Raw genomic sequence first — 21,110 nt, 5'->3', positions numbered from 1 at the left:
ACGAGTAGGATGCGCCGTATGGCTCGCTCGATCACCGACCAGGTCGTCCTCGTGACCGGCGCCGCGCGCGGCATCGGCGCCGAGACCGCGCGCGTCCTCGCGCGGCAGGGCGCCCGCCTCTCGCTCGTCGGGCTCGAGCCCGACGCGCTCGCCGCACTGGCCGCCGAGCTCAACGGCGGCGGGCCGGAGCGCCACGTCTGGTTCGAGGCCGACGTCACCGACCAGGCGTCGATCGACGCCGCCGTCGCCGGGACGGTCGAGCGGCTCGGCGGCATCGACGTCGTCATGGCGAACGCCGGCATCGCGAACAACGGCACCGTCGCGATCAACCCGCCCGACGCGCTCGTGCGGACGATCGACGTGAACCTGAACGGGGTCGTCCGGACGGTGAGCGCGGCGCTGCCGCACGTCACCGAGCGCCGCGGCTACGTCCTCGTCGTCGCGTCGCTGGCGTCGTTCACCGTCCTGCCGGGCATGGCCGCCTACTGCGCCTCGAAGGCGGGCGCCGAGGCGTTCGCGAACGTCCTGCGGCTGGAGGTCGCCCACAAGGGCGTGAAGGTCGGCTCCTGCCACCCCTCGTGGATCGACACCGACCTCGTCCGCGACACGGAGAACGACCTGCGGACGTTCCGGGAGATCCGCTCGCGGCTCCCCGGCCCGCTCGGCTCCACGACGACGGTGCAGGCCTGTGCCGCCGCCGTGGCCGAGGGCATCGCCAAGCGCAAGCGCCGGATCTACGTGCCGCGCTCGCTGGCCGTCTTCCAGGCGCTGCGCACGATCGTCATCAGCCCCGTCAGCGACATCGGGATCAAGCTCCAGGCCCGCAAGGCCGTGCCGGCGCTCGAGGCGGAGGTCGCGGCGCTCGGCCGGTCGTTCGGCGCGAAGACCGTCGAGGCGCAGGAAACCGGACAGACCGTCCAGCAGGGTTGACGGACGGCCCGTCGGGGTAGAGCCTTGTCCGCGATGCGCCTCGCCCTCCCGACGCTGCCGCAGCTCCTGCCGAAGATCGAGCAGGCGCTCGACGCGGTCATCGACCTGCAGCGGACGCTCGGCACCCTGCCGGGCGAGATCCGCAAGCTGCAGGGCGAGCTGATGCTCCTGCGCGACGTCGCCGTCGACATGAAGGGCATGCGCGGGGACATCCAGGAGGTCATCGGCGCGGTCGAGGGGCTGCGGTCCGAGATCGCGGCGCTGCAGCCGGAGGCCCTGTCCGGCTCGGTCATCACGATGAGCCGGCGGGTCGACGAGCTGACGACGTCCGTCGAGCCGCTGCCGACCGTCCTCTCCGGCGTCGAGCACAGCATCGGCGACATGGGCCGGTCGCTCGAGCGGATCGACCGGATCGCGCGCCGCGTGGCCAATCCGCTGCGCCGGCGCTCGAAGCGCCCGGCGCTCGACGAGGCCCGGATCGACGGCACCGCGGCGATCCTCGACGCGCCGGAGAGCGTCGAGGTCGTCGTCGAGGAGCCCGAGCCGACCCGCGCCTGAGCCGCCTCAGCGGGCGCGGACCGCGTAGACCGTGACCTCGGCCGGGACGCCCTTGGCCCGGAACCGGCGCTTGCGCTTGCGGCTCCAGCGCTCCTCGTCGAGCCCGGCGACGGCGGCGTCCGAGGCGAGCAGCTCGTCGGCGCTCGCGGCGTCGGCGACGCGGGCGGCGATGTTCACGTCGACGCCGAGGTAGTCGCCGCCGACGCGGCGCGGACGCCCGCGGTGGATGCCGGCGCGGATCCGCGGCTGGAAGCCCGCGACCTCGATCTCCCGCAGCGCGTCGCGGCCCTCGAGCACGGCCTGGACCGCGGCCTCCGGGGTGGGCAGCACGGCCATCATGCCGTCGCCGAGCCACTTCACGACGCGGCCGCGATGCCGTGCGACGGCGGGGTCGAGGACCGCCGCGACCTCGCGCAGCAGCAGCAGGGTCGCCGGGTCGCCGGCCTCCAGCGCCCAGCGGGAGAAGCCGACGAGGTCCGTGAAGAGGACCGTCAGGTCCTCCGTCCCGCGGCCACGACCCCGCGACTCGGCCGCGGCCTGCCACACCTGCAGCGCGCCGAGCCCCAGCTCGTGCGCCAGGCCGCCGGTCCCCTGGCCCGCCAGCCGGGCGATGCGCCGCGTGAGCGACGCGGAGCCGGACGGGCCGGACTCCGCGGTCGAGAGGGCGTCGCCGAAGCGCGGGTCGCCCGGCAGGCGACGGCGCAGGCGCTCCGCCGCGTCGATCAGCCGGTCGCTCTCGTTCACCCGGCGCAGCGCGCCGAGCGGTCCGCGCTCGCTCCGGGGCAGGCCCGCCGGCGCGTCGTGCGCCAGCAGGTCGGCCGCAGCGCCCGCCGGACCCGACGCGGCGTCGGGCGCCGGCGGCTCCGCGGGCCGCTGCTCCGGCGTCGGGGGCTCGTCGCGCTCGGGCGGCATGCCGCAGGAGCCTCGCAGGTCCGGGCGCGCCCGTCGGGGCGCGCCCGGCCGGGGTCAGTCGCGGTGCGGCGTGGGCTGGGTCACGTCGGGCGGCGTGCCGGCACCCGAGGGCGGGGGCTCGCCGGGCCAGTGGCCCTCCTCCCGCAGGGTCTCGCGGGCGGAGCGCTCCTCGTCGCGATCGATCTGGCTGCTGCCGCCGAGGCGGATCAGGCGATCGGCGACGATCGCCACGACGGCGACGCCGGCGAGCACCATCGCGATGATCTCCTGCCCGATGACGAGGGCGACGACGGCGAGCACCAGCGCCGCGAGCGGGATGCCGTAGCGCGAGGTCCAGCGCGCGCCGTCGGTGGGGGAAGCGGTCGAGCTCATCGGCCCTCCTGGGGTCGTGGACGTGCCCCTCGACTACCCAGCGGTGGGCGCTGCGAACCGCGCGCCACCGGTGCAGGCGACGCTCCCGGCGATGAGTTCGGCGTGCCCGGGGCGTCTCAGCCGGCGATGGTCCCGCCCCCGCACCCGACCGGCGGCACCGCCGCCCCGGCGGGCGCGCGCGTTCAGGCCGTGCCCGCGGACGAGCGCGGGGGTACAAGGCAGGGACGCCCGGACGACCGGTGCCCGCGATGAGCGCCTCCCTCGACGACTACCGACGCAAGCGCGACTTCGGCGCCACCCCGGAGCCGTCGGGCGATCCCGACGGGGGCGCTCCCACCGGCGCCCTCGCCGCGCTCCCGCGGTTCGTGGTCCACGAGCACCACGCGCGGCGCCTGCACTGGGACCTGCGGCTCGAGCGCGACGGCGTGCTCGCCTCCTGGGCGGTGCCCAACGGCCTGCCGCACGACCCGCAGCAGAACCGCAAGGCCGTCCACACCGAGGACCACCCGCTGGAGTACGTCGACTTCCACGGGACGATCCCGGCCGGCAGCTACGGCGCCGGCGAGATGTCGATCTGGGACGCCGGGACCTACGAGACGGAGAAGTGGCGCGACGACGAGGTGATCGTCGTCTTCCACGGCGAGCGCCTGCGCGGGCGCTACGTGCTCTTCCAGGCCGGCAAGGACGCCAAGGACTGGCTCGTGCACCGGATGGACCCGCCGGAGGATCCCGACGCCGAGCCGATGCCCGAGCGCCTCGCGCCGATGCTCGCCCGCACCGGGCCGCTGCCGCGCGACGAGGAGCGGTGGGCGTTCGAGGTCAAGTGGGACGGCCTCCGCGCCCTCGTCCACAGTCGTCCCGGCCGCCTGCGGGTCGAGACCCGGACCGGGCGCGAGGTCACCGGGGCCTACCCCGAGCTGCGGGGGATCAACGCGGCGCTCTCGCACCACGAGGCGATCCTCGACGGCGAGGTCGTCGCCTTCGACGAGGACGGGCGGCCGAGCTTCGCGGCGCTGCAGCCGCGGATGGCCCAGCACGGCCAGCAGCTCGACCTGCGGGCGGTCCGCCGGCGGACCGGCTCGCGCGCCGAGATCGTCCTCCTGCTCTTCGACCTGCTCTGGCTCGACGGGCACCCGCTCGTGGACCTGCCCTACGCCGAGCGCCGCGAGCAGCTCGCGGCGCTCGGGCTCGAGGGGGACCACTGGCGCGTCTCGCCGAGCCATCCCGGCGAGGGCCGCGCGCTGCTGGAGGCGACCGCCGCGCAGGGGCTGGAGGGCGTCGTGGCCAAGCGCCTCGACAGCCCGTACCGCGCGGGGCGCGACGGCCGCTGGCGCAAGATCAAGCACGTCCTGCGGCAGGAGCTCGTCGTCGGCGGCTGGACCCCGGGCGGCGGCGGGCGGGCCACGACCTTCGGGGCGCTGCAGCTCGGCGTCCACGACGCCGAGGGCGCGCTGCGCTACTGCGGCGCCGTCGGCACGGGGTTCGACGAGGCCGCGCTCGGGCGCGTCCTGCGCGCGCTGCGCGAGCGCGAGGCGGACGCCTCGCCGTTCGCGGGCCGCCAGCCGCCGAAGGGCACGCGGTTCGTCGTTCCGGACCTCGTCGCCGAGGTCCGCTTCGCCGAGTGGACGCCGGACGGCTCGATCCGCCACTCGTCGTTCCTCGGGCTGCGCGACGACGTGCCGGCGGCGGCGGTCGTCCGCGAGCCGACGCCGGCCGAGGTCGCCGCGGGCGGCGCCGCCGTCGTCGCCGAGCCGCCATCCGACGAGGGGGAGGACCCCGTGCAGGACGCCGCGACCGACGACGACCACCCCGACGCGGCGTCCGCGCTCGACGCCCTGCCGCCCTCGCCGCTCGAGCTGCCCGCGCAGGGCGATGCCCAGGTCGAGGTCGAGGGCCGGACGCTGAAGCTCACGAACCTCCACAAGGTCCTCTACCCCGAGGCCGGCCTGACGAAAGGCGCGGTCATCGACTACTACGCGCGGATCGCGCCGTTCGTCCTGCCGCACCTGCGCGACCGCCCGACGACCATGAAGCGCTACCCCGACGGCGTCGAGGGCAAGGCGTTCTTCAACAAGCACGCGCCGAGCCACCGTCCCGACTGGGTGCGCACGACGCCGGTCCCGACGTCGCGCAAGCCCGAGCCGAACGACTTCGTCGTCGTCGACGACCTGCCGACGCTCGTGTGGACGGCGAACCTCGCGGCGATCGAGCTGCACCCGTCGCTCTCGCGGGCCGATCCGGCCGGCGTCCTGGAGGGCGCGGAGGACGCCACCGGCGTCACCGGTCCCACGGCGCTCGTCTTCGACCTCGACCCCGGCGCGCCGGCGACGATCGTGGAGTGCTGCGAGGTCGCCCTGCTGCTGCGCGAGCTGCTCGACGAGCTCGGGCTGCGGAGCTTCGCCAAGACCTCGGGCTCGAAGGGCCTCCAGCTCTACGCCCCGCTGGATCCGAGCGGCCGCGCCACGACGTACGAGCGGACGAAGCCGCTCGCCCACGCGATCGCCCGGCTGCTCGAGGAGCGCCACCCGGACCTCGTCGTCTCCCGGATGACGAAGAAGCTGCGCCCGGGCAAGGTGCTCATCGACTGGAGCCAGAACGACGAGCACAAGACGACGGTCGGGGCGTACGCGCTGCGGGCCCGCCCGCGCCCGACGGCCTCGACGCCGGTCACCTGGGAGGAGGTCGCCGGCTGCGCGCAGGACGGCGATCCGGACGCGCTCGTCTTCACCTTCACCGACCTGCTCCTGCGGGTCGCCGCGCACGGCGACCTCCTCGCGCCGCTGACGACGCTCGAGCAGGACGTTCCCGAGCTTGGGGGAACAGGCTGAGATGGCCGCGCGCTCGATCTGGAACGGCACGCTGACGTTCGGCACCGTCGCGATCCCGGTGAAGCTCTTCTCCGCCACGGAGAGCCGCGGGCTCGCCTTCCGCGAGGTGCGCGCGAGCGACGGCGCGCGGATCCAGCACAAGCGGATCGGGGTCGAGAGCGGCGAGGAGCTCGCGTTCAAGGACCTCGAGAAGGCCTACGACACCGGCACGGGCCAGATCGTCCTGACGAAGGAGGAGCTCTCCGCGGCCGACGGCCCCCGGCCGAAGGTCATCGAGATCGAGCACTTCGTGGAGGGCGAGGAGATCGATCCGGTCTTCTACGACAAGCCGTACCACCTGGGCGCCCGCGACGGCGGGGCCCACGCCTACCGGGTGCTGCTCGCCGCGCTGGAGCAGAGCGGGCGGGTCGGGATCGGGCGCTTCGTCCTGCGCTCGCGCGAGCAGCTCGTCGCGCTGCGGCCGCTGCACGGCGCGCTCGGCCTGCAGACGATGCGCTTCCACGACGAGCTCGTGCCGGCCGACGAGATGGAGCTCACGACGCCGAAGAAGGACCCGTCGGCGCGCGAGGTCCGGATGGCGGGCAAGCTCGTGGCGATGCTCGCCGACGAGTGGGACCCGGACGAGCACCGCGACACGTACCGCGAGGCCGTGATGGAGATGATCGAGGCCAAGCGCCGCGGCGAGACGCCGCAGCTGCCCGAGCGCGAGGACGAGGGCGACGACGACCTGCTCGCCGCGCTCGAGGCCTCGCTCGCCGGTGACGGCGAGGGCGCGGGCCGGGCGGAGAAGGGCTCCGGCTCGAAGGCGAAGGCGAAGTCGAAGTCGAAGGCGAAGGGGAAGGGCTGATGCCCCGTCCGATGTGGGTCGGCTCGCTGAGCTTCGGCCTCGTGAACGTCCCGGTGGTGCTCTTCAGCGCCACCCGCGACCGCGACGTCCACTTCCACCAGGTCCACAAGGACACGGGCGAGCGGATCGAGGTCCACCGCGTCGCCGCCGGGACCGACGAGGAGGTCGCCTGGGACGAGCTCGCGCGGGGCTGGGAGACCGACGACGGCGACCTCGTCGTGCTGACGGAGGACGACTTCCAGGCCGCGCAGCCGGAGAAGACCCGCACGGTCGACATCGACCTCTTCGTCGACCTCGAGGAGATCGACCCGATCTTCTTCCAGCAGCCCTACTGGGTGCTGCCGCGGGGCGAGGGCGAGGGCCCGGCGCGCGCCTACCGCCTCCTGCGCGACGTCATGGAGAAGGCCGGCCAGGTCGCCGTCGGGCGGATCGTCATGCGCGCGAAGGAGCAGCTCGTGGCGCTGCGGGTCCAGGAGGGGCTGCTCTCGCTGACGACGATGCGCTTCGCCGACGAGATCCGCGATCCCCAGGACACCGGCGCGGTCCCGTCGCTGGAGGACGACCCGCCGACCGAGCAGGAGGTCGCCGACGCCGTCGCGCTCGTCGAGGAGATGACCGCCGACTGGGAGCCGGAGTCCTACGAGGACCACCACCGCGAGCGGCTGCTCGCGCTGATCGCCGAGAAGCAGGAGCGCGGCGAGGTGACGATCCCCGAGCCGGAGCCCGAGCCGGAGCCCCAGCGGGCGTCGAAGGACCTGCTCGCCGCGCTCGAGGAGAGCCTGCAGCGCGCCCGCGACCGCAAGCGCCCCGGCAGCCGGGCGGGCTCGCCGAAGGGCCCGGTCGGCACGCCCGGTCGTGGCGCCGATGACGGCGGGAGCGCGAGCGACGAGGCCGGCGCGAAGACGGGCGCCGGCAAGGGCGCGAAGGCGCGGTCCGGCACGTCCTGACGAACGCCGCCGGAGGGGCGGATCCACGAACGCCGCCGTTCTTCGCCCGCCTGCTTGCCCCGTACGCACCCGAGGGGGTAGGTTCGCCCCAGGGCCGCGGTACCGGGTCCCGCGCGACCCCCATCGCGCCAGCGTGATCGTCCGTCGGAGCCGCCGCTCGGCCGCCCGCCGGCCGGGCGGCGCCCCGCCCGACACCCCGACCGCTCACGCACCCCGGCCCCGCCGGGTCGCGTCCCGCACCCCGGCACCCGGATGTCCCACCACGACGACGCCTACTGCCCCCACTGCCAGCGCCTGCTGCTGCTGGAGGCCCCCCGCCCGTACCCGACGCGTCCACTGCGCTGCCCGAGCTGCCACCTCGTGGTCGGCCCCGGCCGCGCCCAGGACGCCACCGGCCACGTCCGCCTGACGATCGACGGCGGGCGCCGTCCGGACGCCGTCCTCGACGTCCTCATGGAGCTGCAGCTGGGCGCGCGCCCGGTCGGCGGCGACGACGCCGGCGTGGCGATGGAGCGCTGAGCCCGGGGTCCCGGCTAGGCCGGGAGGGCGAGGCGCAGGATCTCGTCGGCGACGAGCTGCGGGTCGTCGAGCAGCGCGTGGTGCGAGGAGCGCTCCGCCGGCACGAAGCGCCCGCGCGGGGCGGCCGCGGCCGACGCCCGGTGCGCGGCCACGACGGCGGGCCGGTCGCGGCCCTCGCCCCGCCCGGGCGCCTGGCCCGACACGATCGTCAAGGGCAGGTCCCCGATCGCCGGCGGATCGGCCCGCAGGCGGTGGATCTCGGTCACGAAGCCCTGGAGCTCCGCGGCCAGCGCGCGCGCGGCGGCCGGCGAGAAGTCGTCGCGCCGGTGGGCGGCCCGCGCCTCGGGGGGCAGCGCGCGCCCCGGGCCGAGCCGCCCGGCGAGGCGATAGAGCCCCGTGCGGGCGAGACCGGGCAGCCAGCGCGCGGCGGCGGCCGAGCGCTTCGCCATCTTCTCCGAGAGGAAGAGGTCGCACCGCTCGTCGGTCGGATCCAGCAGCAGGAGGCCGCGCAACCGCCGCGGGTCGGTCCGCGCGGCGGCCGTGCGGACGATCGGCCCGGCCCAGCTGTGGCCGACGAGCACGAACGGCCCGTCGCCCAGCGCGTCCAGGAGCGCCAGCAGGTCGTCGGCGAGGTGCTCGAGCGTGCGCATCCGGGGATCGGGATCGCTGCCGCCGAAGCCCGCGCGGTCGTAGGCGACGGTCCGGACCCGGTCGCCCAGCAGCGGCACCACGCAGCCCCAGGTCGCGCTCGACATGCCGAGTCCGGCGTCCAGGACGACCGTCGCCGATGCATCGGCGGGCCCGGAGACCCGGTGGCGCAGCCGGCGTCCGTCGGGGAGCTGCAGCGCGCGCGGGGCGCCCAGGGCGTGGGTGGCGACCATCGCGCGGCACCATAGGCCACGGCCTCGGCGGTCGGTCGACCGCTCGGGGTCATCGTGAAGGGTGCCGAGCCGTCCTCCCCCAGGGTCCCGCGGAGGGTGACGGGGCGAAGCTCGCCGTCGCCAGCGCTGGCCGGGCCGCCCCGGCGGGCGTCGGGTCCCGCGACGGCCCGGCCCGTGGCTCAGCCGGTCCCGCCGTCGTCGCCGGCCTGTCCGCCGGCGGCGGCGTCGCGGTCCCGCGAGAGCGAGGTGACGGTGAGGACGGTCGCCAGCACGACGCCGCAGAGGACCGCGGCGGTCCAGTTCCCCGAGATGAGGAACCGCCAGACGAGCGTCACGACGACGAAGGCGATCAGGGCGTCGCGGACGAGCACCAGCCGACGCGGCCGGCTCGGGTCGGGCGTCGGATCGCTCATGCGCGCCCCGCCTCCTCGACCTCGCCCTCGACCTCCAGCAGCGCGTCGCGCAGCTGCTCCAGGCGCGCGTCGTCGGGGGCCTCCCAGAGCCCGCGGTCGGCGGCCTCCAGCAGCCGCTCGGCGATCTGGCGCAGCGCCCACGGCGACGATCGCGTGAGGAACGCGTGGACGTCCGGGTCGCCGACGTAGCGGTCGGTCACCTGCTCGTACATCCAGTCCTCGACGACGCCGGCCGTGGCGTCGTAGCCGAAGAGGTAGTCGACGGTGACCGAGAGCTCCATCGCCCCCTTGTAGCCGTGACGGATCATGCCCGCCACCCAGCGCGGGTTCAGCACGCGCGAGCGGACCACGCGGCGGGCCTCCTCGGCGAGCGTCCGCGTCTCCACGGTCGTCGGGTCGGCGCTGTCGCCGAACCACGCCTTGGGCTCCTTCCCGGTCACCGCCTCGACCATCGCGACCATCCCGCCGTGGTACTGGAAGTACCCGTCGGAGTCGAAGATGTCGTGCTCGCGGGTGTCGAGGTTCTTCACGGCGACCTCGATCCGGCCGAACTGCTCGCGCATCGACCCGCGGGCCTCGACCCCGCCGAGGCCGCGCCCGTAGGCGTAGCCGCCCCACGCCTCGTAGACGGCGGCCAGATCGCTGCGGTCGTGCCAGCCCCGGCTGTCGACGAGCTCCAGCAGCCCCGCGCCGTAGGTCCCGGGCTTCGAGCCGAAGATCCGCGTCGTCGCCCGGCGCTTCGCGCGCTCGGCGGCGGAGGAGCCCGGCGCCCCGTCGGCCGGCTGCGCGAGGAGCTCCTCCAGCAGCCGCGCCTCGTCCTCGCGCACGTGCTTGGCGACGAAGTTCTGCTCGTCCGGCTCGTCGAGCGCGGCGACGAGCGCGACGGCATCGTCGACGAGGTCGATGAGCCCGGGGAACGCGTCGCGGAAGAAGCCGCTGATCCGGACGGTCACGTCGACCCGGGGGCGGCCGAGCTCCTCGAGCGGGACGACCCGCAGATCGCGCACGCGGCGCGTCTCGGGATGCCAGACCGGCTCGACGCCGAGCAGCGCGAAGATCTCCGCGACGTCGTCGCCGTGGGTCCGCATGTTCGCGGTGCCCCAGACGACGATCCCGACCTGCTCGGGCGCGCGGCCCTCCTCCTTCACGTGGCGGCGCACGAGGTCGTCGGCCAGGCGGCGGCCGGTCTCCCAGGAGAGCTCGCTCGGCAGCGCCTTGGGGTCCACGCCGTAGAAGTTGCGCCCCGTCGGCAGGACGTCGAGGCGACCGCGGGTCGGCGAGCCCGAGGGACCCGACGGCACGTACCGGCCCGACAGGGCGCCGATCACGTGCTCGAGCTCCTCGCCGCAGCGGCGGATCCGCGGGACGACCTCGCCGGCGGCGTGGCGCAGCACGCGCTCGACCGCGTGGTCGCTGCGCCCGAGGACCTCGGTGACGATCGCCAGCGCGGCGCCGGCGTCGGTCGGCCAGCCGGCGTCGCCGAGCGCGTCGACGAGCGCGCGCTGCGCGGCGTCGAGCCGGTCGACGAGGTCGCCGGCGGTGGCGGCCGGACCGGGGAAGCGCTCCACGAGCGCCGCGACCCCGGGATCGCCCGCCGACGGGAGCGGAGCAGCCGCGTCGCCGAGGGCGTCGGCGACCGCGGCGTCGAGGCCGCACGCGGCGCCGTCGGCCGAGCCGACGGTCGATGCGCGCGGCAGCCGGGCGCCGCCGGCCCGCAGCAGCGCGTCCTCGTCGATCCCGAACGCGGCGCCGACGGCCGTCCGCAGGCCCGGCAGGTCGCCCGAGCCGAGGCGCAGGATCGCGACCGCGAGACCCCGCAGCTGCTCCTCGTCGGGGGCGCGGCCCAGGACGTGCAGGCCGTCGCGGACCTGCAGGTCCTTGATCGAGCAGAGGTACGTGTCGATGTCGGAGACGAGGTGCTCGAGCCGGTGCTGGATCTCGGCGGCGTCCGCGTCGGCGCCCTGCGCCCGGAACGCCGCGAGCTCCTCGTCGTGCAGCCCGAGGTCGTGCTGGAGCGCGGCCGACTCGACGACCTCCCAGATCCGCCGGGCGAGCGCCGGCAGCTTCTCGGGATCCAGCGCCTCGATCCGGACGTACTCGTCGAGCAGGTGCTCGAGCTCCTGCAGCTCGTCGTAGGTCTCGGCCCGCATCATCGGCGGCACGAGGTGGTCGACGATCGTCGCGTGGACGCGGCGCTTGGACTGCACGCCCTCGCCCGGGTCGTTCACGACGAAGGGGTAGACGAGCGGCAGCGAGCCGAGGATCGCGTCGGGGTGGCAGTCGGCGGAGAGGCCGATCGACTTGCCCGGCAGCCACTCGAGCGTCCCGTGCTTGCCGAGGTGCACGAGCGCGTCGGCGCGCCAGACCGCCTCGAGCCAGCGGTAGACCGCGAAGTAGTGGTGCGGCGCGGCCCGCTCGGCGTCGTGGGAGAGCGCCGCGGCGTCCTCCTCGCTCGTGGCGCGCGGCGGCTGGATGGCGATGAACACGTCGCCGAGCTCGATGCCGGCGACGATCACGTCGTCGCCGTCGACGTAGAGCGGCGCGTCGGTGCCGTGCCGCTCGGCGGCGCGTCCGCCGGTGGTCCAGCGGCCGTCCTCCCAGCCGGCGCCGTGGTCGCGCTCCACGAGCGCGCGCAGGCCGTCGGGCAGCGTCGCGAACCACGCGGCGTACTCCGGGCCGCCGAGGCGGTAGGGGCTCTCGCGCAGGTGATCGTCCGAGAGGAGCTCGGGGTCGTGGCCCCCGCGCGCGACGAGCGCGTGGATCAGCGCCTCGCCGGCGGCCGTCGCGGTCGCGGCGTCGACGTCGTCGGCGTCGAGCGCCGCCTGCAGCTCGGGGACCGCGGTGGCGTCGACGCGCTGGCCCTGGGCGGCGAGGGCGCGCAGCAGCAGCACCGCCGAGGCGGGCGTGTCGAGGCCGACGGCGTTGCCGATCCGCGAGTGCTTCGTCGGCGAGCTCGAGAGGACGATCGCCACGCGGCGCGTGGCCGACGGGTCCTCGGCCAGGCGCCGCAGCCGGCCGTGGCGCACGGCGAGGCCGGCGACGCGGCGCGCGCGATCCGGGTCGGCGACGTACCGGGTGACCGGCAGCTCCTCGTCGCCGGCCAGCGCGACGGTCTCCCGCTCCTTGAACGAGACGACCCCGCCGAGCACGCGACCGTCGAACTCGGGGATCGCGACCTGCATCGCGACGTCGAGCGGGGTGAGGCCGGCGGGCGAGGCCTCCCAGCGCGCCCGCGACTGCGTCGCCGCCGCAGCCTGGATCACCGGCACGCCGAGCTCCTCGAGCCGGGCGACGTCCCAGACCTGCCAGGCGTCGGTGGCGCCGTCGGTGCCCGCCTCGACGACGTCCCCGGCGTTCGAGCCGCCGGAGGCCAGGACGGTCGTCAGCAGCGCGTCGACCACCGGCGCTCCGCCGTCGCCGGTCAGCGCGTCGAGCGCCGCGATCCGGCCGCTGGCGTCGGGACGCAGCGACGCGCACCAGATCGGCAGCGCGACGCCGCCCTGGTCCTCGACCGCCTCCGCGAGCGCGGCGACGAAGCCGGTGTTCCCGGCGGTGCGGTGCGAGCGGTAGAAGACGATCCCGACGACCGGCCGGGCGTCGAGCGCGTCGGCGGTCCGCACGCCGTCGGCCACGGGCGCGCCCGTGGGAACGCGGGTGCCGGCCCGGGAGCGGGCGGCGGTCAGGACGTCGGCGACGGTCCCGTCGCCGGTCTCCGGATCCCACGCCGAGAGCTCCTGCAGCGCCCGGGGCGGGTCGAAGTCGTCGCCGCGCAGCAGCAGCGTGTCGCCGAGGAACCGCAGGAGCGACGCGACGTTCTCGACCCCGCCGTGGCGCAGGTACTCGTGCGCCTGGGCGACGACGGCCGGGCCGACCGTCGAGCGGTCGGCGAGCTCGGCGTCGAGCTCCGCCTCGCCACCGAGCGCGATGAGCGCGACGCCGTCGCGCCGGCAGGCCTCCTCGAGGCGGTCGAAGCCGGTCTCCCACGCCCGCCGGCCGCCGAGCAGCCGCACGAGCACGACCCGCGCCCCGTCCAGGATCCGCGACACCGCCTCGGCCGTCGCGTCGGGATCGACCGTCGCGGGGTTCAGGCAGCGGACCGCCGGGAAGTCCTCGGGCAGCAGCGGGCGGGCGCCCGCGACCGTGAGGATCTCGGTGTCGGCGGTCGTGATGAGGCGGATCACCGGGGCGGCTCCTCGCGGGGACGGGCGCGACGGGGACCGGGACCGGATCGGCCCCTCCGCGCGGGAACGGACCCGCCGGACGATAGCGGCGAGGGCGCGCGGGACCCCTGCGCGCATCCGCCGGCGAGCCCCGCCCGCGTCGCCCGAGGGCGCGAAACGGACGTTGCTGCCCGGCCGCGGCGTCGGCCTGCGAGGATGCGCCAGGTGCAGCGGCGGCGGCACACCCCGTCCGGTCCCGAGGAGCAGGTGGAGCCCTCGGTGCCGGAGGCTGCCGCCGATTCGCCCACCGGGCCACCAGGACGGGGGCCACGGCCCCCGGTCGACGCGGAGCCCGCTCCGGCACCGAGCGGTGGAGCGGTCGCCGAGGACGGCGCGCCGGAGGAGGCCCCGGCGCCGGCGGCGACCCCGGTGAGCGACGCGATCGCCGTCGCGGAGCCCGACGCGCCCGCCACGACGCCCCTGCCGGGCACGGTGGGCGCCCTCGACGGGGAAGACGCCGAGGAGGAGGGCCTCTTCCACGGCCGCTCCGTCCTGAAGCACATCGTCGTCGGCACGGCGATCCTGCTCGGGATCGTCATCGCCTTCCGGCTCCTCGCGCCCCACATCTCCTGGATCGGCGACACCTGGGAGAAGGTCCGCCAGGGCGATCCGAAGTGGCTCATCGCCGGCGTCCTGCTCGAGGTCCTCTCGTTCGCCGGCTACGTCGCGGTGCTCTCGGCGACCGCCGAGCGCTCGGGGCTGCGGCTGCCGCGGATCACCGCGTGGCGGATCACCCTCGCCGGCGTCGCCGCGACGCGCCTGCTGGCCACGGCCGGTGCGGGCGGCATCGCCGCGACCGCGTTCGCGCTGCGGCGCAACGGCCTCGACGCGCGCGCCGCCGGCGCCACCGTCGCGGCGCAGCTCGCCCTCGTCTACGCGTGGTTCGTCCTGCTCATCCTCATCACCGGCCTGGCGCTGTTCCTCGTCGGCCACGCGAGCCCCTCGCTGACGATCGTGCCCGCCGGGATCGCCGCCGCGGTCCTCCTCGTGGCGGTCCTCGGACGCGGCGGCCTGCGGCGGCTCGCGAAGGTCTCGGCCAAGCGGGAGGGTCGGATGGCCGAGGCGCTCGCCGCGATCCCGGGGACGCTCGACGACGGCGTGCGCAGCGTCGTGACGCTCGTGCGGGAGCGCGACCCGGCGGTCGTCGGCGCCGCCCTCTGGTGGATCGCCGACGCCGGCGTGCTCTGGGTCGCCTGCCACGCGTTCGGCGCGTCGCCGAACATGCTCGACGTCCTCATGGCCTACCTGCTCGGCCAGCTGGCGAACCTCCTGCCGATCCCGGGCGGCCTCGGCGTCGAGGCCGGCCTCCTCGGCATGCTCATCGCCTTCGGCGTCTCCTCGCCGGTGGCGCTGCTGGCGAGCCTCACGCAGCGGCTCATCTCCACGTGGCTGCCGGCGCTCCCGGGCGCGATCGCGCTCGTGGCGATCGGCAAGGCGTCGCAGCACGCGGAGATCGTCGACCCCGGCGGGGGACGATCGCCCGCGGCCGGGCGCTCCTGATCCCGGGTGCCGATCGAGCGGCCGCGCAGCCGTTCGCTACTGTTCCGTAGGAAAGGGTCTCCGCCGCGTTCCGCGGCGCCCCCGGAACGCGCGGACGCCGGTCGGCGGCGCCCGCGGGAGAGGACCACGTCATGGCTCGCCCACGCCTCCCCAGGCCGCTGCTCGCGGCGGCCGCCGCCACCGCCGGCGGCGCCTGGTACGCGACCTTCCGCCGCGACCGCGACCGCATCCGCCGCGATCCGATCCGGCCGGCGCTGCGCCGCGACCTCGCCGAGCTCGGGGGCGAGACGCTCGGCGTCCCGGCCGGCGACGGCACGCGCCTGCGGGTGCGGGTGGTCGGCCCGCAGGACGCGCCGACGGTCGTGCTCGTCCACGGCTGGACCTGCGCTTTGGAGTTCTGGACGCTGCAGCTCCAGGCCCTCGCGGGCGAGCTGCGGATCGTCGCCTACGACCTGCGCGGGCACGGGGGCAGCGCGCCGTCGAGCGGCGGCGACTACTCGATCGACGCCTACGCCGACGACCTCGAGCGCGTGCTCCGGGCGACGGTGCCGGAGGGTCGCCGGGCGACCCTCGTCGGGCACTCGCTCGGGGCGATGACGATCGCCGCATGGGCCGGCGACCGCGACGCCGCCGAGATCCGCGAGCGCGTCGCCGCCGTCGGGCTCCTGAGCACCGGCCTGGGCGACCTCATCTCCTCGTCGCTGATCCTGCCGACCCACGGGCTCGGCGACCGGATCGAGCAGGAGCTCGGCCAGCTCGTCCTCGGCGCGGCGGCGCCGCTGCCGAAGCGCTCGACGCCGATCTCCTCCCGCGTCGTGCGCTACGTCGCGCTCTGCGGCGCCGCGAGCCCCGCGACCGTCGCGTTCTGCGATCGGATGGTCCTCAGCTGTCCCCGCGACGTCCGCGCGAACACCGGCTCGACGATCAGCCGCGTCGAGCTCCACGAGGGCCTGCGCTCGCTCGAGGTCCCGACGATCGTCCTCGGCGGCCGCCGCGACCGGCTGACGCCGCCGGTCCACACGGAGCGGATGGCCGAGCACCTGCCGCAGCTGCTGGACCTCGTCCTGCTCGACGACGTCGGCCACATGGCGCCGCTCGAGGCGCCCGAGGTGACGACCGACCTCATCCGCCGGCTCGTCGCCGCCGGCGACGCGGCCCCGTCGGCGGCGACGCCCCTCGCCGCGCCCGCCACCGCGGGCTGAGGGCCCGGCCGGTCAGGCGGGGTGGGCGCTCGTGGCCCGCGACCGCGCCGCCTGGCCGGAGCGTCCGGACCCACCGGCGGGGCCCGCGCCGGTCACACTGGGGCGGTGCGGTTCCTCCTCGACGGCCCCCGACCCGCGGTGCGCCCGTGAGCGGCGGGCGCCGCGTGTCGCGCCGCGGTCTCGTCGCGGGCGGCGTGGCGCTCGCCGGCGGCGCGATCGCCGGGCGGGCGCTCTGGTCGGGTGGCGACGGGCCGGCGACGCCGGAGCCCGGTCGCGCGCCGGACCCGCTCCTGCGGCCGGGCCACCTGCGCAAGGCGATCGGGCTGGCGCCGTTCGTGGGCCTCGGCGTCGCGCAGGGCGGCGGCGACTTCGACGTGGCCCGAGGCCGCTTCGTCCGGGGCGGCCGGCCGGCGAACGTCCAGATCGAGGCGAACCTCCAGGCGCCGGGGCTGCTCACCGGGGCGGGCGGCACCCCGGGCCTGCTCGCCGACACCGGCACGGACGTCGTGCGGCTGTGGGCCCCGTGGGACCAGATCATGGGCGCCGGGCCCGGCCGCTTCGACGGGCGGACCCTCGAGGCGCTGGACGCGAACATCCACGCCGCGAACACGGCGTCGCCGCGCCCCGTGCGGATCGTCCTCGTCGCCGCCCGCTTCCCGGGCTGGGTGACCGGGTGCGCGGCTCCCGACGCCGACGGGACGTTCCGGATGCCCGCGGACGACGAGCCGCGGGTCGCCTACGTCGCGCGGTTCCATCCGTCGCGCCGGGCCGCCGCCGGCGCGGTCTGGGACGACCTGCGTCGCGGCTGGCGCTCGGCGGGCGAGCCGGACCCCGGCCGTCCGGCCGTCCATCGGCTGCCGGGCAGCGTCGGCGACCCGGCCGACGACGGGCTGGGGCACGTGCGGCCCGGCGGCGCCTGGACGCGCTGGATCGAGTTCCTCGCCCGTCGCTACCACCCCGACCCGGCGCGCCGGGCCACCGTCCACTTCCCCGACGCGCCGCCGAACCGCCTCGGCGCCCACGTCGACCTGCTCGAGGTCATGAACGAGCCGAACTTCGAGGGCTGGCCGCAGTTCGTCACCCTCCGCGACGGGCGGGCGGTGGCGGACCCGGCCGACGCCCGAGCGGGGGACGAGCGGCGCGCGTACGCCGTGGCGACGACCGCCGAGATGCTGCGCAGCGCGGTCGCGCTGTGCGCGACGGTCAACGCGGGGGCACGGGTCCCGCTGCTGCTCGGCGGACCCGGGACGAGCGACGCGCACCGCGCCGACGAGGCCTCCGCGGTCGTGCTCGGCTACGACCGGTTCCTCCGGCGCCTCGTCGCGGAGCTCGGCGACGGCCTGCCGGCCGAGCCGCGGTTCGTCTGGACCCACCACCACTACAAGGACACCGAGCAGGACCGGACCGGCGCACCGGGCGCGCCGGGCGCGCCAGCCGACGAGCGGACGAACGGCGCGGCGTGGGTGGTCCGACTGCTGCGGGGCGCCACCGAGGACGGGGCGTGGCGCGGGTGGCGCGGGTGGCCGAGCGGTCGCGCGCAGGACGCGGGCCTCGCCCTGACCGAGGGCGGGTGCCGGCGCAACCGCGACGCGCCGACGGCCGACGAGCAGGTCCGCCGCCTGCGAGCGAGCTTCGAGCGGATGCGGGACGGGCCGCTCGGGGCCGGCGTCGTGCTCTTCACGACCTTCCTGGCGTGGCAGGACGAGAGCGCCGACAACACCGGGTACCTGCTGCGCCGCGACGCGCCGGGCGTCGGCGACCTGGGCCGGGCGCGCGGGGCACCGGCCGACCTGCGGCCCCTGCGCACGCCGCTCTACGCGGCGTGGCGGGCGTTGCGCTCGTCGCGCTGAGCCGGGCCCTGTCGTCCGGCGGAGCGCCGACCGGCGGACGGCCCGACGGCCCGGGCCGGGTCAGGCGTCGCGATCGTCGGCGGGCGCCGCGGCGGCGGATTCCATCTCCGCCATCGCCTTCGACATGCTCGTCGGGTAGGGCGCCTCGCGCGGGACCTGCGCCATGAGCCAGCGGGTGAAGGTCAGCAGCCGGTCGGGGCTGTAGCGGTCGGGGTGCACGAGCATGAGCCGCGCGCCCTCCTCCGCGTTGCCGATGACGAGCCGGGTGAGGAGGTCGACGTCGATGTCGTCCGGGCTGCGGCGCACCGCGAGCCCGATCGTCAGCAGCTCGCGCCCGAGCTGGACGACGCCCTCGCGGATCTCGACGACCTTCGAGCGGATCTCCGGCGGGGCGCCCTCCGCCGGGTGCAGGATGAGCAGCCAGCGGCTCGGGTTGCCCTGGACGGCGCGGAAGAACGTCTCGAGCGCCGTCACGAGCACGTCGTCGGGGTCGGTGTCCATCCACGGCGGGCTCGGGATCGCCTCGGCGAGCTCGGCGAGGGTCCGCTGCTCCTCGCGCTCCAGCAGGGCGGCCAGGAGCTCGGCGCGGTTGGCGAAGAAGTCGTAGACGACGGGCTTCGTCACGCCCGCGGCGCGGGCCACGGCCTCCATCGAGACCGAGTCGAAGCTCTGCTCGCTCGTGACGAGCAGGAGCGTCGTGTCGAGCAGCTGCTCGCGGCGCTCCTCGGGCGGGAGGCGGGGCGCGGGCCGGCGACGACGAGCGGGAGGACGGGGCCGGGGCGCCACGCGGCGATTCTGACAGGCCGACCGGCTGCCGCGCGCGGGCGCGCGGGCCGCCGAGATCCCCGCCCGGCGTGTGACCGGGCCCCGGAAGTCGGGTATACGCTTCCGTAGGTACGGTGCCGTAGGAAGCGGCCCCGCCGTTCGATCCACCGGAACCGACCCAGATGCCCACGCTCCTCGCCCAGGCCACGGCGAAGCCCGCCGGCGGCGCCCCGCTCGAGCAGATCGCCGTCGTCGCCGTCTCGACGACCGTCATCACGCTCGCGGTCCTGCTGCTCGTCGCGCGCTACCGCACCAGCCACGCCCGACCACTGCGCGCCGCCGGCGCCGCCGCCGAACGGGTCCTCGGCGTCCCGGCCTGGGCCGGCGTCCCCGCCGTGCTCGGCATCGCCTTCGGGGTCGTCGCGCTCTTCGGCGTGACCTGGGACGTCTCGCTGCACGTGGACCAGGGGCGGGACGAGGGGCCGCTGGGCACCGGCGCCCACTACCCGATCCTCGTCGGGCTGCTCGGCCTCTTCCAGGCCGGCCTGCTGGCCGTCGGCATGGCGCCCGCGTCGCGCCGCGACGCGAGCCGCACCGCGCTGCGGGTCCGTGGCCTCTGGCCGGTCCCGCTCGCCGCGGCGCTCATGCTCGTCGCCTCGTCGCTCGCGTTCCTCGGCTTCCCGCTCGACGACCTCTGGCACCGGCTCTTCGGGCAGGACGTGACCATCTGGGGCCCGACCCACGTGCAGATGATCGCCTGCGCGATCATCGGCGTCATCGGCGCCCTGCTGCTGCTCGTGGAGGGCGCGCGGACCGCCGGTCGCGACCTGCAGCACCCGCGCGGCGTGGTCCTGCGGCCGCTGCCGGTCGCGTTCGGCACGGTGACGCTCGCCGGCTGGGTCGTGCTGCTGGCCGAGTACGACCTCGGCGTGCCGCAGTACCGGATGGTGTGGCACCCGCTGATCCTCGCCTTCGCCGCGACCCAGGCGCTCGTGCTCGCCCGGCTCTGGGGCGGCCGCGGCGCAGCGCTCGCGGCGACGCTCGTCTACGTGCCGGTGCTCGCGGTCTTCAGCTGGATCGTCGGGCAGCCGCTCGGCCTCACGCACCCGTCGATGCCGCTCTTCGTCGTCGAGGCGCTCGTCGTCGAGGGCGCCGCGCTGGCGCTCGGCACGCGCCGGCCGATGCGCTTCGCGGTCGCCGCCGCCGCGCTCGTCGGCACCGTCGGCTTCGCCGCCGAGTACGCCTGGTCGCACGTCGCGATGCCGCTGCCGTGGACGCCGTCGCTCCTGGCGGAGGGCGTCCCGGTCGCGCTCCTCGGCGCGCTCGCCGGCGCGGTCGTGAGCGTCGTGTTCGTCCAGGCCCTGCTCGGGCGCTCCGCGCCCGGTCGTCGGCCGGTGCTCCTGGCCAGCGGGGCGGGCGTGCTCGCGGTGGCGCTCGGCGTCAACGCGCTCGTCGTCAGCAACCCCGGCGGCGGCGTGACGGCGCGGATCCAGGTCAGCGACGTCCGCCCGACGGCGGGCCCGGGCGGTACGCCGACGCAGCCGACCGGACGGGTGCGGGTGACGTTCGACCCGCCGTCGATCGCCCGGGACGCCCACTGGGTCCAGGCGATGGGCTGGCAGGGCGGCGCGAGCTTCGTGGACCGGCTCACGCGGCAGCCCGACGGCTCGTGGACGACGAGCGAGCGCGTGCCCCTGACGGGGAACTGGAAGTCGGTCGTCCGCGTGCATCGCGGCCGCGCGATGCTCGCCGCGCCGATCTTCATGCCGGCCGACGACGCGATCGACTTCGCGGGCGTCCCGGTCCGCCCGGACGCGGCGCGGGCGATGGTCTACGACCACGAGCTGCTGCAGGTCGAGCGCAAGGACGACGTGCCGACGTGGCTCTGGAACCCGGCGATCATCGCCGTCCTGAGCATCGTGGCGCTGCTGCTCGTCGGCACCGGCCTGGCGGCCGGGCGCCTCGGCCGGGCCGCGGCCCGCGGCGCGGTCACCGCACCGACCGGGCCGGGCCTGCTGGCCGAGCTCGTCGGCGGGGTCCTCGAGCGGGTGACGCACCGGCGGCCGCCCGCGAGCGGGGCGACGGGGGACTGACGTGGCGCTCGACGGCCTTACCGGGATCGTCGTCGCGATGACGACCGTCCTCGCGCACCACCTCAACGGGGCGCTGGCGCTCGCGTTCGCGGCGCCGCCGATCCTCGTCGTCGCCGCGGTCGTCCTCTGGCTGCGCAAGCACGGTCCGTCCGACGAGGACGAGAACTTCGACTGGGACGACGAGCTCGAGCGGGACGCCGGCGGACCGGGCGGCGTGGCGCCGCCCGGCGGTCCCGCGCCGCACCGCGGCTGAACGGGACGGGACCGGCGAGC

General features: G+C 76.3%; 17 protein-coding genes. 11 read left to right on the top strand and 6 right to left on the bottom strand.

Annotation, left to right across the window (positions count from 1 at the left end; translation table 11 throughout):
• The first annotated feature begins 18 nt into the window (after nt 1–18).
• Together SK069_RS08035 and SK069_RS08030 are read left to right on the top strand one after the other, a co-directional pair.
• Nucleotides 19–930 carry an SDR family oxidoreductase gene (locus SK069_RS08035; RefSeq protein ID WP_319953689.1) on the top strand — a complete coding sequence of 304 codons (912 nt, stop codon included), beginning with the start codon at nt 19–21 and terminating at the stop codon, nt 928–930.
• Nucleotides 931–963: 33 nt separating this feature from the next.
• Nucleotides 964–1,488, top strand: a complete 525-nt coding sequence (locus SK069_RS08030; protein WP_319953688.1) for a hypothetical protein — start codon at nt 964–966, stop codon at nt 1,486–1,488.
• Nucleotides 1,489–1,494: 6 nt separating this feature from the next.
• Here the strand turns inward: SK069_RS08030 and SK069_RS08025 are convergent, their stop codons facing one another.
• The gene (locus tag SK069_RS08025; RefSeq protein ID WP_319953687.1) at nt 1,495–2,400 is read right to left on the bottom strand and encodes an adenylate/guanylate cyclase domain-containing protein; all 906 of its coding nucleotides are present in this window, start codon (nt 2,398–2,400) and stop codon (nt 1,495–1,497) included.
• A gap of 54 nt (nt 2,401–2,454) precedes the next feature.
• On the bottom strand, nt 2,455–2,772 hold the full coding sequence (locus SK069_RS08020; protein WP_319953686.1) for a hypothetical protein: 318 nt from the start codon (nt 2,770–2,772) through the stop codon (nt 2,455–2,457).
• Between the two features lie 248 nt (nt 2,773–3,020).
• Between SK069_RS08020 and ligD the strand changes: the two genes are divergently transcribed.
• The 4 genes from ligD (at nt 3,021) to SK069_RS08000 (ending at nt 7,913) form a co-directional block, all read left to right on the top strand.
• Entirely contained in the window at nt 3,021–5,600 is a 2,580-nt protein-coding gene (gene ligD / locus SK069_RS08015; RefSeq protein ID WP_319953685.1) for a DNA ligase D, read from the top strand.
• A 1-nt stretch (nt 5,601) separates the two neighbouring features.
• On the top strand, nt 5,602–6,447 hold the full coding sequence (gene ku, locus SK069_RS08010; RefSeq protein ID WP_319953684.1) for a non-homologous end joining protein Ku: 846 nt from the start codon (nt 5,602–5,604) through the stop codon (nt 6,445–6,447).
• The gene (gene ku / locus SK069_RS08005; protein WP_319953683.1) at nt 6,447–7,394 is read left to right on the top strand and encodes a non-homologous end joining protein Ku; all 948 of its coding nucleotides are present in this window, start codon (nt 6,447–6,449) and stop codon (nt 7,392–7,394) included. The genes ku (SK069_RS08010) and ku (SK069_RS08005) overlap by 1 nt, the downstream gene beginning before the upstream one ends.
• A 252-nt stretch (nt 7,395–7,646) precedes the next feature.
• Entirely contained in the window at nt 7,647–7,913 is a 267-nt protein-coding gene (locus SK069_RS08000; protein ID WP_319953682.1) for a hypothetical protein, read from the top strand.
• 14 nt (nt 7,914–7,927) lie between these two features.
• Here the strand turns inward: SK069_RS08000 and SK069_RS07995 are convergent, their stop codons facing one another.
• From SK069_RS07995 to cobN, 3 genes are all read right to left on the bottom strand, one after another.
• Nucleotides 7,928–8,794 (bottom strand): alpha/beta fold hydrolase, encoded by an 867-nt coding sequence (locus tag SK069_RS07995; protein ID WP_319953681.1) that lies wholly within the window; start codon nt 8,792–8,794, stop codon nt 7,928–7,930.
• Nucleotides 8,795–8,973: 179 nt separating this feature from the next.
• On the bottom strand, nt 8,974–9,207 hold the full coding sequence (locus SK069_RS07990) for a hypothetical protein (protein WP_319953680.1): 234 nt from the start codon (nt 9,205–9,207) through the stop codon (nt 8,974–8,976).
• Entirely contained in the window at nt 9,204–13,388 is a 4,185-nt protein-coding gene (gene cobN / locus SK069_RS07985) for a cobaltochelatase subunit CobN (protein ID WP_319953679.1), read from the bottom strand. The genes SK069_RS07990 and cobN overlap by 4 nt, the downstream gene beginning before the upstream one ends.
• 408 nt (nt 13,389–13,796) lie before the next feature.
• Here cobN and SK069_RS07980 point away from each other — a divergent pair, with 408 nt between their 5' ends.
• The 3 genes from SK069_RS07980 to SK069_RS07970 all read left to right on the top strand — a co-directional run bounded on the left by SK069_RS07980 (nt 13,797) and on the right by SK069_RS07970 (nt 17,979).
• Nucleotides 13,797–14,927: a lysylphosphatidylglycerol synthase transmembrane domain-containing protein gene (locus SK069_RS07980; protein WP_319953678.1), complete on the top strand. Its 1,131-nt coding sequence runs from the start codon at nt 13,797–13,799 to the stop codon at nt 14,925–14,927.
• 131 nt (nt 14,928–15,058) lie between these two features.
• The gene (locus SK069_RS07975; protein WP_319953677.1) at nt 15,059–16,129 is read left to right on the top strand and encodes an alpha/beta fold hydrolase; all 1,071 of its coding nucleotides are present in this window, start codon (nt 15,059–15,061) and stop codon (nt 16,127–16,129) included.
• 146 nt (nt 16,130–16,275) lie between these two features.
• Complete coding sequence (locus SK069_RS07970; protein WP_319953676.1) at nt 16,276–17,979, top strand: hypothetical protein; 1,704 nt, start codon at nt 16,276–16,278, stop codon at nt 17,977–17,979.
• Nucleotides 17,980–18,039: 60 nt separating this feature from the next.
• Here SK069_RS07970 and SK069_RS07965 read toward each other — a convergent pair whose 3' ends face one another.
• Nucleotides 18,040–18,765 carry a TetR/AcrR family transcriptional regulator gene (locus SK069_RS07965; RefSeq protein ID WP_319953675.1) on the bottom strand — a complete coding sequence of 242 codons (726 nt, stop codon included), beginning with the start codon at nt 18,763–18,765 and terminating at the stop codon, nt 18,040–18,042.
• Nucleotides 18,766–18,926: 161 nt separating this feature from the next.
• Here SK069_RS07965 and SK069_RS07960 point away from each other — a divergent pair, with 161 nt between their 5' ends.
• Together SK069_RS07960 and SK069_RS07955 are read left to right on the top strand one after the other, a co-directional pair.
• Nucleotides 18,927–20,837 (top strand): hypothetical protein, encoded by a 1,911-nt coding sequence (locus SK069_RS07960; protein ID WP_319953674.1) that lies wholly within the window; start codon nt 18,927–18,929, stop codon nt 20,835–20,837.
• A 37-nt stretch (nt 20,838–20,874) separates the two neighbouring features.
• On the top strand, nt 20,875–21,090 hold the full coding sequence (locus SK069_RS07955) for a hypothetical protein (protein WP_319953673.1): 216 nt from the start codon (nt 20,875–20,877) through the stop codon (nt 21,088–21,090).
• The last annotated feature ends 20 nt before the right edge of the window (nt 21,091–21,110 follow it).

It is taken from the genome of Patulibacter brassicae, assembly GCF_033949425.1.
GTDB classification, from domain to species: Bacteria; Actinomycetota; Thermoleophilia; order Solirubrobacterales; family Solirubrobacteraceae; genus Patulibacter; species Patulibacter brassicae.
Note: the sequence above shows the minus strand (reverse complement) of the source record. Positions and strands in the feature narration are given on the sequence as shown.

Coding starts and splice junctions, on each gene's coding strand:
- ku (WP_319953683.1), top strand. CDS start 6,447: ATGCCCCGTCCGATGTGGGTCGGCTCGCTGAGCTTCGGCCTCGTGAAC.
- ku (WP_319953684.1), top strand. CDS start 5,602: ATGGCCGCGCGCTCGATCTGGAACGGCACGCTGACGTTCGGCACCGTC.
- ligD (WP_319953685.1), top strand. CDS start 3,021: ATGAGCGCCTCCCTCGACGACTACCGACGCAAGCGCGACTTCGGCGCC.
- SK069_RS08030 (WP_319953688.1), top strand. CDS start 964: ATGCGCCTCGCCCTCCCGACGCTGCCGCAGCTCCTGCCGAAGATCGAG.
- SK069_RS07975 (WP_319953677.1), top strand. CDS start 15,059: ATGGCTCGCCCACGCCTCCCCAGGCCGCTGCTCGCGGCGGCCGCCGCC.
- SK069_RS07960 (WP_319953674.1), top strand. CDS start 18,927: ATGCCCACGCTCCTCGCCCAGGCCACGGCGAAGCCCGCCGGCGGCGCC.
- SK069_RS08020 (WP_319953686.1), bottom strand. CDS start 2,772: ATGAGCTCGACCGCTTCCCCCACCGACGGCGCGCGCTGGACCTCGCGC.
- SK069_RS07955 (WP_319953673.1), top strand. CDS start 20,875: ATGACGACCGTCCTCGCGCACCACCTCAACGGGGCGCTGGCGCTCGCG.
- SK069_RS08025 (WP_319953687.1), bottom strand. CDS start 2,400: ATGCCGCCCGAGCGCGACGAGCCCCCGACGCCGGAGCAGCGGCCCGCG.
- SK069_RS07990 (WP_319953680.1), bottom strand. CDS start 9,207: ATGAGCGATCCGACGCCCGACCCGAGCCGGCCGCGTCGGCTGGTGCTC.
- SK069_RS08000 (WP_319953682.1), top strand. CDS start 7,647: ATGTCCCACCACGACGACGCCTACTGCCCCCACTGCCAGCGCCTGCTG.
- SK069_RS07995 (WP_319953681.1), bottom strand. CDS start 8,794: ATGGTCGCCACCCACGCCCTGGGCGCCCCGCGCGCGCTGCAGCTCCCC.
- SK069_RS08035 (WP_319953689.1), top strand. CDS start 19: ATGGCTCGCTCGATCACCGACCAGGTCGTCCTCGTGACCGGCGCCGCG.